The organism is Rhodanobacter sp. C05 (genome assembly GCF_002001165.1).
GTDB lineage: Bacteria > Pseudomonadota > Gammaproteobacteria > Xanthomonadales > Rhodanobacteraceae > Rhodanobacter.
On record NZ_MUNQ01000006.1, the window covers coordinates 366,853 to 384,384 of the forward strand.

Annotated in this window: 12 protein-coding genes and 1 tRNA gene; 10 read left to right on the forward strand and 3 right to left on the reverse strand. The window is 58.7% G+C overall.

Annotated features, from left to right (window positions below; translation table 11 throughout):
• Positions 1-100 precede the first annotated feature (100 nt).
• The 9 genes from grxD to B0E51_RS04280 all read left to right on the forward strand — a co-directional run bounded on the left by grxD (position 101) and on the right by B0E51_RS04280 (position 13,358).
• Positions 101-424: a Grx4 family monothiol glutaredoxin gene (gene grxD, locus B0E51_RS04240; RefSeq protein WP_077443579.1), complete on the forward strand. Its 324-nt coding sequence runs from the start codon at positions 101-103 to the stop codon at positions 422-424.
• Positions 424-1,191: an SDR family NAD(P)-dependent oxidoreductase gene (locus tag B0E51_RS04245; RefSeq protein WP_077443580.1), complete on the forward strand. Its 768-nt coding sequence runs from the start codon at positions 424-426 to the stop codon at positions 1,189-1,191. Before grxD ends, B0E51_RS04245 begins: the two co-directional genes overlap by 1 nt.
• Before the next feature lie 57 nt (positions 1,192-1,248).
• Entirely contained in the window at positions 1,249-1,848 is a 600-nt protein-coding gene (locus B0E51_RS04250; protein ID WP_077443675.1) for a YhgN family NAAT transporter, read from the forward strand.
• A gap of 116 nt (positions 1,849-1,964) precedes the next feature.
• Complete coding sequence (locus B0E51_RS04255; RefSeq protein ID WP_077443581.1) at positions 1,965-3,677, forward strand: lysophospholipid acyltransferase family protein; 1,713 nt, start codon at positions 1,965-1,967, stop codon at positions 3,675-3,677.
• Positions 3,678-4,277: 600 nt separating this feature from the next.
• A complete protein-coding gene (locus tag B0E51_RS04260) occupies positions 4,278-6,716 on the forward strand; it encodes a TonB-dependent receptor (protein ID WP_077443582.1) in 2,439 nt (812 codons plus the stop codon).
• A 316-nt stretch (positions 6,717-7,032) separates the two neighbouring features.
• Complete coding sequence (locus tag B0E51_RS04265; RefSeq protein ID WP_077443583.1) at positions 7,033-10,356, forward strand: carboxypeptidase regulatory-like domain-containing protein; 3,324 nt, start codon at positions 7,033-7,035, stop codon at positions 10,354-10,356.
• A gap of 156 nt (positions 10,357-10,512) precedes the next feature.
• The gene (gene ppnN / locus B0E51_RS04270) at positions 10,513-11,913 is read left to right on the forward strand and encodes a nucleotide 5'-monophosphate nucleosidase PpnN (protein WP_077443584.1); all 1,401 of its coding nucleotides are present in this window, start codon (positions 10,513-10,515) and stop codon (positions 11,911-11,913) included.
• Between the two features lie 71 nt (positions 11,914-11,984).
• Positions 11,985-12,061, forward strand: a tRNA-Asn gene (locus B0E51_RS04275).
• Positions 12,062-12,326: 265 nt separating this feature from the next.
• Positions 12,327-13,358, forward strand: a complete 1,032-nt coding sequence (locus tag B0E51_RS04280; protein WP_077443585.1) for a hypothetical protein — start codon at positions 12,327-12,329, stop codon at positions 13,356-13,358.
• A gap of 542 nt (positions 13,359-13,900) precedes the next feature.
• Here the strand turns inward: B0E51_RS04280 and B0E51_RS04285 are convergent.
• Both B0E51_RS04285 and B0E51_RS04290 read right to left on the reverse strand, forming a co-directional pair.
• On the reverse strand, positions 13,901-14,239 hold the full coding sequence (locus B0E51_RS04285; protein WP_077443586.1) for a hypothetical protein: 339 nt from the start codon (positions 14,237-14,239) through the stop codon (positions 13,901-13,903).
• A 962-nt stretch (positions 14,240-15,201) separates the two neighbouring features.
• On the reverse strand, positions 15,202-15,465 hold the full coding sequence (locus tag B0E51_RS04290; protein ID WP_077443587.1) for a type II toxin-antitoxin system RelB/DinJ family antitoxin: 264 nt from the start codon (positions 15,463-15,465) through the stop codon (positions 15,202-15,204).
• Between the two features lie 281 nt (positions 15,466-15,746).
• On the opposite strand from B0E51_RS04290, the gene B0E51_RS04295 reads away from it, so the two are divergent.
• Positions 15,747-16,634 (forward strand): phage exclusion protein Lit family protein, encoded by an 888-nt coding sequence (locus B0E51_RS04295; RefSeq protein ID WP_077443588.1) that lies wholly within the window; start codon positions 15,747-15,749, stop codon positions 16,632-16,634.
• A gap of 268 nt (positions 16,635-16,902) precedes the next feature.
• Here B0E51_RS04295 and B0E51_RS04300 read toward each other — a convergent pair whose 3' ends face one another.
• Positions 16,903-17,511 carry a papain-like cysteine protease family protein gene (locus B0E51_RS04300; protein ID WP_077443589.1) on the reverse strand — a complete coding sequence of 203 codons (609 nt, stop codon included), beginning with the start codon at positions 17,509-17,511 and terminating at the stop codon, positions 16,903-16,905.
• Positions 17,512-17,532: the final 21 nt, after the last annotated feature.

The following is a 17,532-nucleotide window of genomic DNA, read 5'->3' on the forward strand; positions in this document are numbered from 1 at the left end:
GACGGTGGCTGGGGAGATTAGGTCGGCGCAACGGACGGCAGCCGACGGCTGACTGATACAATATCGGTCTGCCTGCATTGTAAAGATGAAACACCGAGCTATGGACATCAACGAACAAATCAGGGCCACGCTGGCCAATCATTCCATCGTGCTTTTCATGAAAGGCACGCCGGAGTTCCCGATGTGCGGGTTTTCAAGTCGTGCCGCCAAGGCGCTTTCCGAGGCTGGTGCGGAATATCACGCGGTCAACGTGCTGGCCGATTCACAGGTGCGCGCCGCTTTGCCGCATTTTGCGAACTGGCCCACCTTTCCGCAGCTGTTCATCCAGGGCGAGCTGATCGGTGGCTGCGACATCATCGAGGATCTGAACGCCGCCGGTGAGTTGGCGCGCATGGCCAGTGATGTCGCCGGAGTGGCGCATTGATGGACCTGCCTGTCGCACACTTGCCGTCGGGCTGGATGCCGGCTGCCGACACCCTGGCCGCTCGCGTGGTGCTGGTGACCGGTGCCTATGGCGGTCTCGGCAGCGCGGTGACGCGTGCGGCAGCCCGCGCCGGCGCCACCGTGGTGATCACCGGCAAGCGCAAGCGCCAGCTGGAGCAGTTGTATGACGCGATGCTGGCCGAAGGCTTGTCGGAACCGGTGATCCATCCGCTCGACATGGAGGTGGCCACGCCGCGCGAATACACCGCACTGGCTGAGGGGCTGGAGCGTGATCTGGGCCGGCTTGACGGCATCGTGCACTGCGCCGCCAGCTTCACCGGGCTGACCCCGATTTCGATGCACAAGCCGGACGACTGGCTGCGCGCATTGCATGTGAATGTCTCGGCTCCATTCGCGCTGACCCAGGCCTGCCTGCCCTTGCTCAATCAGTCCGACGACAGCTCAGTCGTGTTCGTGCTGGACAATCCCGAGCTGCTGCAACGCGCGCACTGGGGCGGTTACGGTGTCTCGAAGGCAGCCCTGGAGCGTTTCGTGGCGATCCTGCACGAGGAAACCGACAACGGTCCGCTGCGCACGCATGCGCTGCTGCCGGCGCCGATGCGCACTGCGCTGCGGCGGCAAGCGTATTTCGGCGAGGACATCATGCAGCGCCCGTTGCCGGATGCCACGGCTGCGGCAGCAGTCTATCTGTTGAGCGCTCAGGCGCTGTCGGCGCGTGGTGCGGTGCTGGATCTGCGTGTTGGGTAAATGCATGCGCCGACGTGGTGATCGCCTCACGAGAAGGGAGTCGAGATGGAAACGCAGATGACCACGTTGTCCGCGGGAATCATGTTGTTTCTGATCATGGACCCGCTGGGCAATATCCCGTTCTTCCTGAGCCTGCTCAAGGACGTGCCGCCGAAGCGTCGGCGTCGGGTCATGGTGCGCGAGCTTCTGATCGCGCTGGGTGTGCTGGTGGCGTTCCTGATCGGCGGTCAGCACATCCTGCAACTGCTGCAGCTGAAGCCGGATTCGATCAGCATTGCCGGCGGCATCGTGCTGTTCCTGATCGGCATCCGCATGGTGTTTCCGCCGGCCGACGGCGGTGGCATCTTTGGCAAGGCCGGTGAAGGCGAACCGTTCATTGTGCCGATGGCGATCCCCGGTGTGGCTGGCCCGTCGGCGATGGCGGCGTTGTTGCTGCTGACCAACACCCAGCCTGGCCGTACCGCCGACTGGATGATCGCCCTGCTGCTGGCATGGCTGGCCACCTCGCTGATTCTGCTCAGTGCCACCTATCTGTTCCGCTGGCTCGGTGAGAGCGTGCTGACCGCGCTGGAGCGTGTGATGGGCATGTTGCTGATCGCGCTGTCGGTGCAGATGTTCATGGCTGGCGTGGCGTCGTTCCTGCATCTGGCCGTCTGAACGCATTCATCTGAAACGGCGACATCGCCGGACCGGCCGCCACTGGCGCGTCGGCGCATCGACCGGTTGTCACATTCGACCCGCAAGATAGTGAGGGTCGATTCGAGGACACGGTCATGCTGAGTATCGAGCAGTCTCTGGTCGAGCGCCTGCCCTGGCTGGCGCAATACCCCACTATCCGTCGCCCGGTCGCAGGCATGCTCGGGCGACTGGCCGACGAGGACGGTTTCAACCGCGTGCTGGATCGGGTCGGCACGGCCACGGGTTTTGACTTTGTCGAGCGTGTGCTGGACGTGCTTGGCACCAGCTATCACGTCAACTCACGCGAGCGCGAACACATCCCGCTGGATGGACCACTGCTGGTGGTGGCCAATCACCCCCTGGGCATGCAGGATGCGCTGGCACTGCTGCAGTTGATCGGTTCGGTGCGCAACGATGTGCGCATTCTCGGCAACGACTGGCTGGCGACGGTTCCGCAGCTGGGCCGGCTGTTGCTGCCGGTGGACGTGTTCGGCAAGGGCGCGACTTCGCGTCTGCGTGGCGTTTACCGCGCACTGGACGATGGCGAAGCCCTGATCGTGTTTCCTGCTGGCGAGGTATCGCGGATGCGCGCCGATGGCGTGCGCGACGGGCGCTGGTCGGATGGTTTTGCGCGGCTGTCGCTACGCCGCAAGGTGCCGGTCTTGCCAGTTCACGTAGCCGCGCGCAATTCGACGATGTTCTATGGCATGTCGATGCTGGCCAGGCCGTTGAGCACGGCGATGTTGCCGCGCGAAGCGGTGGCGCCAGGTAGCCGGCGGATCGGTTTCAGCATCGGTGCACTGATCGCGGCCGGTGAGCTCGAACAGCGCAGCGAGGGTTCACCAGCTCAGGCCGCACGGTTGATGCGGCGGCATGTCTATCGGGTCGGCCGGCATCGCGGCCTGATTTTTGGTGGGCAGGCGCCACTGGCCCACCCCGAACCGGCCGAACAGGTCGCCGCTGAACTGGCGCGGGCCGAAAAGCTGGCCGAGCTCAGCGATGGCAAGCAGGCATTGCTGTTCAAGGGAGTTGCCGACAGCACCGTATTGCGCGAAATCGGTCGTCTGCGCGAGCTGACGTTCCGCAAGGTCGGTGAAGGCACCGGTGCACGGCGCGATCTGGATGCCTGCGATCCGCATTACGAGCATCTGGTGCTGTGGGACCCTCAGGCCCTGCGAATCGTGGGTGCCTATCGTCTCGGTCATGGCGGTCGGCTGATCGCCGAACGCGGCATGTCGGGCCTGTATACCTCCAGTCTGTTCGATTATTCACCTGCGCTGGAGTCACGATTGACGCAGGGGTTGGAACTGGGGCGCAGCTTCATCGCGCCGGCGTACTGGCGCTCGCGTGCGCTGGATCAGTTGTGGCAGGGCATTGGTCTGTATCTGCAACGCCATCCGGAACTGCGCTACCTGTTCGGCCCGGTCAGCATGTCGGTCAGTCTGCCGCGGGAGGCCCGCGAATGGATCGCCGCCGCACATCAGCATTATTTCGGCGCGCCGGGGCTGGCGGCGGCCAGGCAGCCGTTTGTCATTTCGACCGAAGTCATCCACGGCGTTCAGCTCGCGCTGGAGGGGCTTGATGCATCCGCTGGGCTGGGCAAGCTGAAACATCATCTTGATGCGCTGGGCGTCAGCCTGCCGGTGCTGTATCGCCAGTATGTGGATCTGGTCGAGCCCGACGGAGTGCAGTTCCTGGACTTTGGCGAGGATCCGGGGTTTTCCGGTTGCGTGGACGGGCTGGTGATGCTGGATCTTTCGACACTCAAGCCAGCCAAGCGGGCGCGCTACCTCGGCAAGGTGGCTTGATCTGCCCGAAACGTCCTGCACGGCAGTGGATGGAGGAGTCGAAACTGCCATCCAGCCATGAGGTAGGTGGCCGCATGCGTTAAACCGACCCGGAAATGACGCCCTGGAAGGTGGCGGTGCGGTTTCAAGCCATAGCGTATTCATGCGGCAGTCGGGGGCAAATGGTGTAGCCATTCGATTAATCGGCGATGGCTGGAATTGTTGTAAAATTGTTGTAAGGTAAATCCGGGACGATAGCGGGGTGCCTTCAACAGCACGCGATTTGTGATCGGCGCGGAATAAACGCAAGTAATTTCGGAAATTCATGCATTTTTTTGCCCGACTTGAAGGTTGGGTTTTTTTTGTGCCCGAGTTTTACGTTTTTTCTTTCGCCTTGCTTGGGGATTATTAGTAAAAATTTGCGATCCAGTCTCGGGCGAGACAATGCGCTACCTGATTTACAAGGCACCTGGAGCATTGGGGGTTACCGAAGTTCCCCGGTTATGGCTGGCTGAGCCGGATGGAAATGCTCAGCGCCCCGGAGGGGTGCAGAAAAATTGCTATGCGATCGACCGCTGAAACGGTCATTCACTTGTTTGGACTTGAGAGATGGAATCCATAATGAAACGAACCTACTTATCTGCATCCATTGCGCTGGCTTGTTGCATGAGCGCCGGCATGGTCATGGCACAGAGCGCCCCCGATCAGGCGCCACCCGCACCTGCCGCCCAAACGGCGCAGCGTGCCAGTGCGTCAAGCACCTCCAATACGACCACCTCCAATGACACCAAGCGCGTGCAGCAACTGCAGACAGTGCAGGTCAGCGGGCAGTCGCTCTCGCTGGGCGGTGGCCTGATGTCGGTACAGACCGCGCCCAAGGCGGTTTCGACCATCACCCGCGATGCAATCGTCAAGGCTGCGCCTGGCGTGACGTTCGCGCAGATGATTGACAGTATTCCGGGCGTCAATGCATCCACCGACGACTTTACGGGTCTCGCCAACGGCAACTACAGCATCCGCGGCTTCACCAGCGACGAAATCGGCACGACGGTCAATGGCGCGCCGATCAACGACAGCGGCAACTACAAGGTCTATGCGACCGAGTATGGCGACGCAGAGAACTATGGCGACATCACCGTATTGCAAGGTTATCCGGATGTGGATACGCCTATCGGCGGCGCGGCAGGCGGCTCGATCGCCTGGGCCACCATCGACCCTTCGCATACGGCTGGCCTGGACGCGAGCCAGACTTTTGGCAGCAATGATTACCGCCGCACCTTCCTGCGTCTGAATACCGGCGATACCGGTCCGGTGCGCTCATGGTTGTCCTATTCGAACAACTCGGCTGACCTGTGGCGTGGCCCTGGTGAGCAGAACGTGACCAAGGTGGATGGCAAGTCGCTGTGGACCATCGATGACAACAACTCCGTCTCGGCTTCGTTCCAGTACAACCGCGAGTTCAACAACACTTACGAAAGCCTGACCAAGGCGCAGGCGCAGCAGAATTACAACCAGAACTACGATGCGACCCTGCTGACGCCCACCGACACCAATTTCTACAAGCTGCACACCAATCCATTCCGCAGCTGGCTGGTCAGCATGGATGGCGAATTCAAGTTGAGCGACAACCTGCACCTGTCGGTGGTGCCTTACTTCCAGTACGGCTTCGGCGGTGGCGGTGGCGGTACCACCTTCACCGAAACGACGAAGACGACCGATCAGTACCAGTACACCAACCAGGATCTGAACGGCAACGGCAGCATCGGCGGCAAGGACTTGGTCTATTCGATGAGCAGCTCGTATACCCTTCGTCCCGGTGTCATCGCCAAGTTGAATCAGGACTTCGGCGAGAACAACAGCCTCGAGTACGGTGTGTGGTGGGAACGCCCGCGCCAGGAGCAGAGCGAGGAGTTCACCCCGGTTGATCCGACGACGGGCATTCCCTCCGACAACTGGGCGCAGACTGACCTGATCCGCTATCCGGATGGCACGGTGCAGAAGCTCTACAACGAATACACCACCACCGAAACCCGCAAGGTATTCGCCACGGACACCTGGACGCCGAATGACCAGTGGACCCTCACCGCAGGTGCGGCTTACCTGTGGGTGGAGCGCACCGGCTTCGACTACGAGTATCCGGGTTCGGTCCGCTCCGGATACACGCAATACGGTGTCGCCGATATCAGCTCGACCTATCACAAGGTGAGCCCGACCCTTGGTGCGAAGTACCAGTTGAACGAACAGAACCAGTTCTACTTCGGCTGGGGCAAAACCTTCCGCGCACCGATCAATGGCGCCACCTTGCAGAATGGTGCTGTTGCAGATGCTCCGGGCCAGGTCTCACCGGCGAGCGATTTCATCAACAAGCCGGAAACGGCGACCACGGCCGACCTGGGCTGGCGCTTCTACAACGACACGTTCTCGGCCAGCGTCGATGCCTATTCGTCCAGTCTCAACAACAAGCAGATCTCCGGCTTCGATGAATATACTTTCGCTACGGTATATCTATCCCTGCCCAAGGTGCATATGCGTGGCCTGAACACCGAGGCCAGCTACAAGATCACGCCGAACCTGACACTGTACGGCTCGTATGCCTATACCAAGGCGACCTTGGTCGGATCTCTCGATTCGCAGGGTGACGGCATCTACAACACCAACGGCAAGACGTTGCTGAATACGCCGAAGAACATTGGTTTCGTGCGCTTGAACTACGATCAGGGTCCGTTCTGGGTCAGCCTGGACGCCAAGTATCGCAGCTCGATCTGGGGCGACTGGTCCAATACGGAGAAGGTGGGCGGGTACACCACGCTCAATGCCAGCGCAGGCTGGCATCTCCAGGACTTCGCGTCGTGGTTCCGCAAGCCGTACATCAAGGTCAACGTGTACAACCTCACGGATCGCAAGGCGCTCACCAATGCCAACAACATCACGGCATTCCTTGCATCCAACCCGGACAAGATCAAGGACGAGAACGGTACGACCCTGTATGCCTCGGCACCGTACTACTCGCTGCTGCCGAGCCGTACGCTCATGGTGACTCTCGGCGCCTCGTTCTTCTAAAGCGGGAATCACGCGCCCACGGCAGGTACTGCGTGGCTCATCAGGCCGGCACCTTCGGGTGCCGGCTTTTTTTGTGGTCGTCATAACCTTTGACAAAGCTACAAAAAGCAGTGGCACGGCACAAAGTTACGAATTTGTAATATATTGCGCGTAAATTTGAGCAAGCTGTCTGTGCCGAATTGCCAGGTTTCAATCGGCATATCCAGGGGAAACCCAAGATAAATCATTGCCTTGAGGATGTGTCTGACGGGCGATTTGTCTTGCTTGTTGCTCATATTTCGTCATTTCTTGCGAATTACCATAAGGCCGATGTCCGATGAAAAGCACTTTGCGCACAAAATTGCTGCCGCTGGCGATCGCCGCGCTGCTTGCCTCCTCGCCGATCCTGGCGCAGGACACCTCCTCCTCGATCAGTGGCCGCGTGCTCGATGCGAGCGGCCAGCCCGTGGCCGGTGCCACCGTGCAGATCGTGCATGAGCCTTCCGGCACCACCAAGGTCACCACAACCGGTTCGGATGGCCGTTATTCGGCACAGGGGCTGCGCGTGGGTGGCCCGTTCGATGTGACTGTGTCCAAGGACGGCATGGCCAAGGGCGAGCAGGACAACGTCTACCTGCAGCTGGCGCAGGAGTCGGCGATCAACCTCACCATCGGCAGTCAGGCATCGGAAAAGGGTGTGAAGAATCTGGAACGCGTGACCGTTTCGGCCAATGCATTGGCCCAGACCTTCTCCCCGGACAACAAGGGTATCTCGACGAACATCTCCAGTCGTGAACTTGAAGCTACGCCGACGCCGGGTCGCTCGATCCAGAACATCGTGCGCCTTGACCCGCGGATCGTGGTGACCGATCGCGCCCGTGGCGAAATGTCCGCGATCGGCCAGAACAGCCGCTACAACAACATCACCGTCGATTCGGTCAGCGCCAACGATCCGTTCGGCCTGAATGCGAACGGCCTGCCGACGCTCGGTACGCCGATCTCGCAGGACACGATCCAGGAATACAACATCTCGACCGCCAACTATGACGCGGCAACCCGCCGCGGCCTGGGCGCCACCGTGAACGCGGTGACCAAGAGCGGTACGAATGATTTCCACGGCTCGGTGTACTACGTGTTCCAGAACACCGACATGATCGGCAAGAACCAGAACGACGTGAAGTATCAGGGCTTCGATCGCCAGTGGACCAGTGGCGCCACCGTCGGTGGTCCGATCATCAAGGACAAGCTGTTCTTCTTCGTTTCGGCCGAGAAGAGCACCCAGGTTGCGGCCGGCAGTCCGTATGGTCCGATGGACTCGGGTGCGGGTTCGCCGATTGCCGGCCTGACCACGGCCCAGGTCCAGCAGATCCGTGATGCGGCTGCGAGCTATGGCCTGACCGATATCGGTTCGTCCGGCGGCGGCAATTCCAACCTCGAAGACAAGCGCTACCTCGGCAAGATCGACTGGAACATCAGCAACGATCATCGAGCCAGCTTCACCTACAGCCAGACCAAGGAAACCAAGCCGATCATCACCGGCAGCACCAGCAAGCTGGTGTTGTCCAGCGGCTGGTACACCACCGCGGTCGACAGCAAGAGCTATGCCCTGCATTTCTACGACGACTGGTCGTCGGACTTCTCGACCGATACCACGCTGTCGTATGCCAGCTTCAATCAGTTGCGTGGTCCTTACAACGGCGTGGCCATGCCGGATATCACCGTGTATCCGGTGGCTTACGGTGGTCCGGCGGTGGAGTTCGGCACCGAATATTCCAGCCAGGCCAACGTGTTGCGGACGTCCACCCTCAGCGCAGCATGGGCCGGCACCTACTACGCCGGCGACCACACGATCAAGGGTGGCTTCGACTTCGAGAAGGACAAGTTCTACAACCTGTTCCTGCAGAACGCGTTCGGCAGCTACACCTTCGAGGATTCGACCGACATCAACCCGGTCACCGGCAAGCCTTACACCGGGCTCGAGAATTTCCAGCGCGGCTACTACTACCAGTACTACTACAACCGTCCGGCAAACGGCCTGACCCAGGCCCAGGTGGCCGCCAACTACGGCATCAAGCAGTGGGGCGTGTTCCTGCAGGATACCTGGCAGATCACCAACAACCTGTCGGTGCAGTACGGTTTCCGCGTCGATATCCCGTTGATGAGCGACAAGCCGCTGAACAATGTGGTGTATGACACGACGTACGGCCGCAGCAACCAGACCACCATCAACGGCAATCGTCTGGTCCAGCCGCGCATGTCGTTCAACTACAACTTCAACACTGAGCACATGACCCAGCTGCGCGGCGGCGCAGGCCTGTTCATCGCGAGCCCACCGAATGTCTGGATCGGCAACATCTTCTCCAACTCCGGTGTCACCCAGACCCAGTATTCGTGCGGGCCGACCCGCCCGGCACCGTGCAACGGCACCAACATCCCGCCATTCAGCGCAGATGCGCACGCCCAGAACGATGGCGCACTGGGCGCGGGCAAGATGACGGTGAACACCGTGCAGCCGGGTCTCGTCATGCCGAGCGCATGGAAGATGAGCCTGGGCTTCGACAAGGAACTGCCATGGTGGGGTCTGGTCGCCACGGCCGATTACGAACACATCATCCAGCGCGAGGCGATCCTGTACCAGCACCAGAACCTGGGCAAGCCGCAACTGGTGAAGGGTACGGTCGATGGCATGCTGCCTGACGGTCGCGAGACTTTCTATGCGCTCGCCAACAGTGATCCCAAAGCCAAGGGTCAGGCTGCGCGTGCCGGGGCTTATGCGGCCTTCAATGATGTCATCAACCTGGCCAACACCAGCCGTGGTACGGCGGACAGTCTCTCGCTGTCGCTGAAGAAGTCGTTCTCGAGCGACTGGTCCGGCATGGTCGGCTTTACCCTGAGCCGTGCGACCGAGGTGAATCCGGGCACGTCCAGCGTGGCCACCTCGAACTACAAGTACAACTACGTCACCAATCCGAACGAGAACGTGGCGAGCCCCTCGAACTACTCGATACCGCGCCGCGTGATTGCCGGCCTCAACTGGCAGCACCGTTTCTTCGGCAACTACACCACCAGCGTGAGTGCGTTCTTCGATGGTCACAACGCGTCGCCGTACAGCTGGTCGTTCGGCAACGATGCCAATGGCGACGGCTACGTCAACGACCTGGTCTTCATTCCTAAGCCGGGTCAGGTGGAGTTCCGCAACACGGCGACGGTCGCCCAGCAACAGCAGTTCTTTGATTACATCCAGAACAACGATTACCTGAAGGATCATCAGGGCCAGATCGCCCAGCGCAACGGCGACCGGGCGGGCTGGATCAATCAGCTCGATCTCAGCTTCAGCCAGGAAATTCCCGGGATCTTCAAGGGCAACAAGGGGGTCATCAAGCTGGATGTCTACAACTTCACCAACATGCTGAACAAGAAGTGGGGCATCGAGAAGCGTGTGACATTCCCGGGCGGTCGTCCGCTGGCCGATTTCTACGGTGTGAACCCGGCAACCGGCAAGTACATCTACGACATCAACTGCGGTGGCGCGGCGACCTGCACCAACTACATCGACAGTAACGGCAACTACAACCCGCAGGCTGTTCCGACCTACGTCAACAACAATGACGATCTAGCCCAGCGCTGGGCGGTGCAGTTGACGGTGAAATACACCTTCTGACCTTTCGTCCAGCTCGTGACAACAACCGGTGCCCGCGAGGGCGCCGGTTTTTTTGCCTTGCTTGACCGCATACGGCCGTCGCGGGAAGCTACGCGGTCTGCCCATGATTGATGATGTACCGGATACCGCGAACCGGCGGTCAGGAGAATGATTCGGATGAATGATGCAAACGTCGCAACGCGCGACAAGTCGGCTACCGTCAGCGCGCGTATCTCGCCGGTCGGCGGGCTGGATATTCTTTCCCGCAATGAAGTGGCGCGACTGCGCGGTGCCAGTGACTCGGGTCTGCATGCCTTGCTGCGCCGCTGCGCGCTGGCAGTGCTGACCTCCGGAAACATCAGCGACGATCCGCGCGCCATCCTCGAACAGTATCCCGACTTTGACATCCAGGTGCTGCAACAGGATCGTGGCATCAAGATCGAGCTCAACCATGCGCCTGCGCAGGCTTTCGTGGAAGGCCAGATCATCCGCGGCATCAACGAGCTGCTGGTGGCGGTGGTGCGTGACATCGTCTATGTGTCGACCCAGCTGGAACAGATCGGTTTCGACTTGGATGGATCGGCTGGCCTGACCCAGGGCGTGTTCGAAATCCTGCGCAATGCACGCATCCTGAAGCCGCACATCGACCCCAATCTGGTGGTGTGCTGGGGCGGTCATTCGATCTCGCGCGAGGAATACGAGTACACCAAGCTGGTCGGCTATCAGCTCGGCCTGCGCGGACTGGATATCTGTACCGGCTGCGGCCCCGGCGCGATGAAGGGGCCGATGAAGGGCGCGACCATTGCGCATGCCAAACAGCGTCGTCGGCACAATCGTTACATCGGCATCACCGAGCCGGGCATCATCGCCGCCGAGTCACCGAACCCGATCGTCAATCATCTGGTGATCATGCCGGATATCGAGAAACGGTTGGAGGCATTCGTACGCATGGGCCACGGCATCATCGTGTTTCCCGGTGGCGTCGGTACCGCCGAGGAGATCCTGTATCTGCTGGGTATCCTGCTGCACCCGGACAACGCCGGTACGCCATTCCCGCTGATTTTTACCGGACCACGGCAGTCCGCAGCGTATTTCGAGCAGATCGATCGTTTCCTGCGGCTGACCCTGGGTGATGAAGTGGCGCAGCACTACCAGATCATCGTGGACGATCCGGCGGCGGTGGCCAAGGCGATGATCAAGGGCATCGACAAGGTGCGCAATCATCGACTGGACACCAAGGATGCATTCTTCTTCAATTGGGCGTTGCAGGTTCCACTGGCATTCCAGACTCCGTTTCGTCCCACCCACGAGGCGATGCGTGCGCTGCAGCTCCATCACGACAGGCCGCGGCATGAGTTGGCTGCGGACTTGCGACGCGCCTTCTCCGGCATCGTTGCAGGCAATGTGAAGGAGGAGGGCGTGCAGGCAATCGAAAAGTCCGGCCCGTTTGATATCGACGGCGATGCCGACATCATGCAGGCACTGGACAAGCTGTTGCAGGCCTTTGTCGAGCAGCATCGCATGAAGCTCCCTGGCGGCGCTGCTTACGTGCCGTGTTACCGGGTACTGACGGGCTGAAAAAAGTGCCCGATGATCTGCCCGCGATGGCTTGACAGCCAGTCGCGGCCCCGACAAACTACGCAGCTCACGCCCGAATAGCTCAGCTGGTTAGAGCACTTGACTGTTAATCAGGGGGTCGCTGGTTCGAGTCCAGCTTCGGGCGCCAGATGTATCAAGGGCTTGCAGACATGCAGGCCCTTTTCTTTTCTTGCGGGGGAAGCCAGAGGGAAGCGAGCGATCGCATCTGGCGAGGGTCTTTTCAGAAATGAGAGCGATCCGCAGTGGAGAACGAGTTTCGCGTGCATCGCGCGCGAGCCCGCTGGTGCAAATTCCCAGTGGCACGTAAGAGACCTTAGTCTGCCCTGTGCAGACAACCAAGAAATTCAGCAAGTCCTGACCCGTGCGCAGGATCTTCATCAATTTGGAGACCCATGATGGGTAAAGGAAAGTGGTCCGGCGACCACATGCGGGAAAGGCAGAAACGTGCCGTGATGATTCGCACGGGACGGAAGAAGGAAGGGACTTGGGCTGCCCTGATTGCCGAACTCATCTTCGCGCGTGAGTGCATCAACCCTGGGATGCTTGAGGACGAACCTTCACTGGCTGATACGACATGGTTGCCGTATCGCTATATGAGCGCATTTGAGCGGACTGAGCTGTTCTCGACCGAATACGAGTCCGCCTTCAAACGGCTACATGCTCAATACAAAGACTTTCACAAGGCTGCAGGAATGCAGCCGGTTCATCCCGAGTATGCATGCAACACGCGAGCTGAAATGACGTCACTCTGGAAGGCTCGGCAGTGTGCAGATGCAATGGGAGTGTCGTATTCGATCTTCATCAGCGTTGCGATGGATGTGGCAATCAACCGCCACTACGAGAAGGTTCCACGACCCAATCAGCTGTGCCGCCCATGGCAGATTGAGGCAGTGAGAGTTGCTTGGCTGAAGGAGATCGAGATCGCTCAGCTGTTCGCAGACGACTGGGATCCTCGGTTCTTCGCTCCAAGCCTTCGGGACGATCCTGCCAGGAAAGCGGCGCTGGATGCCATGTCCGAGCATGTAAAGCGTGCTGCTCCGGGACGTTGGGCAGAACGGCTCGCGAATTATATGTTTCGACGTCTGGCCATCAACGAGGTTGAAGCGCGTCAACGATTTGATGATGAAGTGGTGGATGACGCGATCAGCCTTCCATACGCGCCGACGATGACCTTGCATGTTGCATCGGAGAAGCCCTATCGCCCCCACTGTCTGGGCATGCAGCAGCTGCCACCGGCGCCTCAGTGCGCTGGTTGCTCCCTCAGCGATGCATGCGTGAAGCTGAGTAAGCTCGTCGATATCGAGTTCATCAAGAGCTCAGGCACCGCGGACCCCCAGAAGGCTCGTGACCGAGAGCAGGCAGCTGAAAGGCAGCGTAGGCATCGCGAAAAGATTCGGAAGATGCAGATGCAGAGCGAGGTATGAGCGTGTGAGTTTTAGATAGCGGCTACGGCGTGGATGGTGATCCGGTATCTTATCGGTGCGCTGCAAGTTGGGTCCGGAAGTGTTTGTTGGCCTGTCACGTTTCCCGGTCACGCTTCCCTTAAGAGCATATTTATTACTTCTTAAAAGCTAATAACTAATATAAAAAGAAAGAAGGAAGCGTGACATCCCGGCGTCCATTTCACCGCACAGGAACGAGCACGTCCGGCATGTACTTGCTGGTCACGAACATCCCGGGATGTCGGTAGGTATGGTTCCAAGGAAGTGAGTCATCCGTATCGTTCCATCCGGATCAGTTCGAGACAATCGTGACTCATCTCTCATGCGTCGAGGATGAAAAACGAGGTCTATGCCGGCGTTCCTGACTGGGCTAAGAGATGGCGTTTCAAGCAATTCTTATGCTCGACTGGTGGGGTGGGCTGCCTGTGCTCCTGGAAGGGCGTCAGGGCAGCGCTATGAAGCTCCTGCGGCGTGTCAAATCTTGCGGGCGGAGACGGCTGCTTACCCCGATCCGACAAACGCATTTACGCAAACGACCCCGTCCTCACTGCATGCCGGAGCGCACGAATGACTGACAGCTCACCGCGTGAGATCAGCATGCTGGGTGCCAGTGTTGAGATGACTTTGTGCAACTCGGGATGGTATGCAGCCAAACAACCATCAAGCAGGACCTTCGGGTCGGTGCCCATCGCCTTCGCAAGCGCCGGGATGCGTGCCATCGGCATGGGCGTTTTGCCACTCTTGATCATGGAGATGATGTTCGGGTTCGGGAACCCTGCTTCAGCTGCGATCTGGATGTTGGACTTGCCGGAGAGAAGGATGGAGCGGCTGATATAGGAGGCGACGTCGGCTTTGGTCTTCATGTGATTTATCTCGCTTCTGTGAGTGATAAATCAGTATAGAAAGGGGACAACAAACTCCGATCAGGAACGGCAGGCGCGGGCAAAACTCCCGGTGGTCAGTTGAGAGTGCATCGTCGGGACGTTGGTGTGACCAGTCGGTCTACCGCAAGTCAATGCAAGTCGACCTCAAGTCATGCTCAAGTTCGTCTTTGCTGGGTTGAGCATCTGAGCCGCGGATTGCAGTATTCGAGCGTTTCAAGCGTCAATATGCGAGTCAGATCGCGTGACAGCGCGAATTCGCGTTTTTGAGCGTGGGCAAGGGCTGCGAGCGACAAACGTCATGCTAACGTCAAGTAAATGAGATGCAAACTGAGTATTGAATCCTTACACCGCAGATCGCTGGAGATCAGGGCTGCAGGCTGATCAGCATTCCCGGCGTTGTATAAGCGCCCTCCCTGAACTGACCGCGATTGCCATCATGAAAAATGTTGCGTCCTGGAATCTGCCCAGAGTGGAAGCCCTAGGAAAATCCACTCTGCGCCCGTATCCCTCACGCCACAGTTCAGGCGCTTCTTGCCAATCTCCATACTTGCTCCGCTGTCATGCCGACTTCCGCTTTCGCAGCATCTCGACCGCGACTGAAGGGGCGCTCTACGACGTCGCTCACGAGCTTCTGCTGAGCGCCAATGTGCTGCGAGTACAAGGGGCGCGAGCGACGTCGAGGCGAGCTCACACGTGCGCCATGAAGCCCTGACCCAGCACGCCCATCGACTGCTTCGCGACCCCATAAAAGCAAAGCCCCCACAGTTGCCTGTAGGGGCGCGCGAGGTATCAGAGGCGCTCATCTCTCTGTCCTGCTGCAACTGCCATCCCGGATCGGATCTCGCTGCAGTCTCGAAAGCCGAACTGAATCGGCACGCGCATTTTAGTGTCCGCGACAGCTTGGTCAAGCTTTCGATGGGTATGCGGGATGCTTTCGCCGATCAACCATCTGAATTCAGTTCAGCCATCAGCTCGTCAACGCTGTCGCACGACTTCCCAGCACCAGCTTCCAGCTCGCGCATTGCGGCCAAGGTAGTCTCGCTGGGTTGCATGAAGTCCATCGGATTCAGTTTGTCGTGCGCAGCGTGTGTCATCACCATGCGGACGAGATCGTCGATGGTCAGCCCCATTTTCTTCAGATTCGCAGCCGCCGCATCCAGGATTGCTGGGTCGATGCGCGTTGAAACGCGTGCGCAGTTGGTCATCGTTTACTCTCTCTGTTTCGATGTGCGTGCAAGCGTAAATCACAATGTTGAGCTTGCGACGAGGGACTCCAGGTAACTCCTGAAGTCCGGGAACGGCAATCAACTCCACTGGTTACCTCACCCTATCGGGGCGTGTATTGGGAAGCGCTTGAATGCGGTGCGGGTTATACGCCGGAAGGTGTTGCTGAAATCGCTTTCGAGCCTATATGCTGACCAGCACTACTTCATAAGCTCGGTCACGGGCTTTATAGATTCCCCTCTACTCGGCGGACATCAGCTAGATGCGATCACCAATTCTGATTCTTGAACGAGCGATTGCAGGCTCGGCCTTCAGCATCGCGCCAGAGCGTGGGGCAGAACTGGCTGGTGCTAGGGATTCAGAAGGTTTTAGCCTCGCGCTTTCTGACGATCGTCACTTCTCGATTCGTGTGAACACGGTAACCCACGAAGCCACACTGCCGATCGCAACGCTGGAGTATCTTTGGTGCTGCGCATACATTTTTTATGTAATGTATCAAGAGTACGTAAAGGCGCAAAGTTCCGGAATGAGTACCTTGGATTTAGCGAGTGTGCCGAGAGTCGTAAGAGCTATTCGAGTATTGAATTGGGCGGCTCGGAACATGCGTGAATCAGGTGTACGGAAGTGGCCAATGGCTGCGCCGCGCCCTAAAAAGTACCCGAAATACGCTAGCGATGCCCACGTTGCAAATGAGATTTTCTTGGCCGCGATTGCGTGGATTATTCATCACGAGATTGCTCATGTGCGGCTGCAGCACATCAAGATGCATGCTATCTATACGATCCAACAGGAGCGTGAGGCTGATCTGGCCGCAACCGACTGGATTCTGCACTCGCCCCGAAACGCGGACGAAGCTCAGAAACGGCAACTCGGCATGGTGACTGCCATTCTGGCCATGCAGTTGCTAGACGAGCCAAAAGGCGACAACTCTTACGTAAGTTCGCACCCAGCTGCGGCGGAACGATTGGACTATGTCTTGGATCGTGCAAAGGTCGCAGACGATAGTGTCGTGTGCGGTTTCGCAGCCGCCACAATGCAATATCACCTTACCCAGTTGGGAATCAAACAAGAACTTGACGGGACGTCCATTAGGGACATCCTCGCGGGTTTCATGTTGGCCTTCACTACTGCGGGTAGAGCGCGAGCTTAGAAGTTTCTCCTCTGATGTAATCGCGCAGCTCACACCATCGAAGGCGGTGTCAGCTGCTATGTGATGACTGGAAGGGGCTGGCGCTGCTGATGAAAAGGATTGTCCAAGGCGATCATGATGCGCTGGTGTTCTGATGCCACCGTTATCCGTGTTGCCAGCCCCTGATCTCGCTGACCGGGTGCTCAAGAACGGCGTGCAGTAGAATCTCCGTTATATTCCTCAGATCCTCAACAGGCTCTATCAAAGCTCATTTAGTCGGATGCAATAGTCACGGCCAGTAAAGAAACTGGGTCGGCAACTTTGTCTTTGAATCCCACAACTCCGGAACATTCTCAATCACCGTCTCAAGTCTATCGAACATGATGGTGTGAAACGAACCATCACTAGGGTCAGCATAGGTGACGTCAGGGTTGACGCCATCGGTATTCGACATGCTCGTTACGACGATGATGTGTGCGAACCATTTGGTGTTGCCGTCCTGAAGTGCAATGCCCGCCCAGACAGGCCCCTTGGAGAGCATTTGCCGCCATCTGGCTAAAGTTGGGTTGTTGATCGGATTGACCGCTAAGCCGATGGCCTTGGCGAAAGCATCGACCTCGTCTCCAGGAAGTCCCTGATTTTCGCATTGCTCGCCAGGAATCTTCGCATTGACCCGCGTGACATAGCTTGTTCCAGCGGCGTCGGCAGCTGACAGCTCTGTATACGGCACTCCATATTTTGCGGATAGCATCATGGCAGCAGCAGCAGCCCAACAGGTGCACTCGCCGGCCTGCTTGAGCGGCATAATCGGCGCTGAATTCACCGATGGCGCAAAGACAACGAGTGACAGATAAAACGGTGCAACAGCTCGTGCGATTGAAGAACAAATTGTCTTCATTTGAATTCTCCGGCAAATGAG

What these genes read in the sequence shown, in the direction of transcription:
- grxD (WP_077443579.1), top strand. Translation starts at nt 101, where the DNA reads ATGGACATCAACGAACAAATCAGGGCCACGCTGGCCAATCATTCCATC.
- B0E51_RS04280 (WP_077443585.1), top strand. Translation starts at nt 12,327, where the DNA reads ATGATGGGTAAAGGAAAGTGGTCCGGCGACCACATGCGGGAAAGGCAG.
- B0E51_RS04295 (WP_077443588.1), top strand. Translation starts at nt 15,747, where the DNA reads ATGCGATCACCAATTCTGATTCTTGAACGAGCGATTGCAGGCTCGGCC.
- B0E51_RS04285 (WP_077443586.1), bottom strand. Translation starts at nt 14,239, where the DNA reads ATGAAGACCAAAGCCGACGTCGCCTCCTATATCAGCCGCTCCATCCTT.
- B0E51_RS04245 (WP_077443580.1), top strand. Translation starts at nt 424, where the DNA reads ATGGACCTGCCTGTCGCACACTTGCCGTCGGGCTGGATGCCGGCTGCC.
- B0E51_RS04265 (WP_077443583.1), top strand. Translation starts at nt 7,033, where the DNA reads ATGAAAAGCACTTTGCGCACAAAATTGCTGCCGCTGGCGATCGCCGCG.
- B0E51_RS04290 (WP_077443587.1), bottom strand. Translation starts at nt 15,465, where the DNA reads ATGACCAACTGCGCACGCGTTTCAACGCGCATCGACCCAGCAATCCTG.
- ppnN (WP_077443584.1), top strand. Translation starts at nt 10,513, where the DNA reads ATGAATGATGCAAACGTCGCAACGCGCGACAAGTCGGCTACCGTCAGC.
- B0E51_RS04255 (WP_077443581.1), top strand. Translation starts at nt 1,965, where the DNA reads ATGCTGAGTATCGAGCAGTCTCTGGTCGAGCGCCTGCCCTGGCTGGCG.
- B0E51_RS04260 (WP_077443582.1), top strand. Translation starts at nt 4,278, where the DNA reads ATGAAACGAACCTACTTATCTGCATCCATTGCGCTGGCTTGTTGCATG.
- B0E51_RS04300 (WP_077443589.1), bottom strand. Translation starts at nt 17,511, where the DNA reads ATGAAGACAATTTGTTCTTCAATCGCACGAGCTGTTGCACCGTTTTAT.
- B0E51_RS04250 (WP_077443675.1), top strand. Translation starts at nt 1,249, where the DNA reads ATGACCACGTTGTCCGCGGGAATCATGTTGTTTCTGATCATGGACCCG.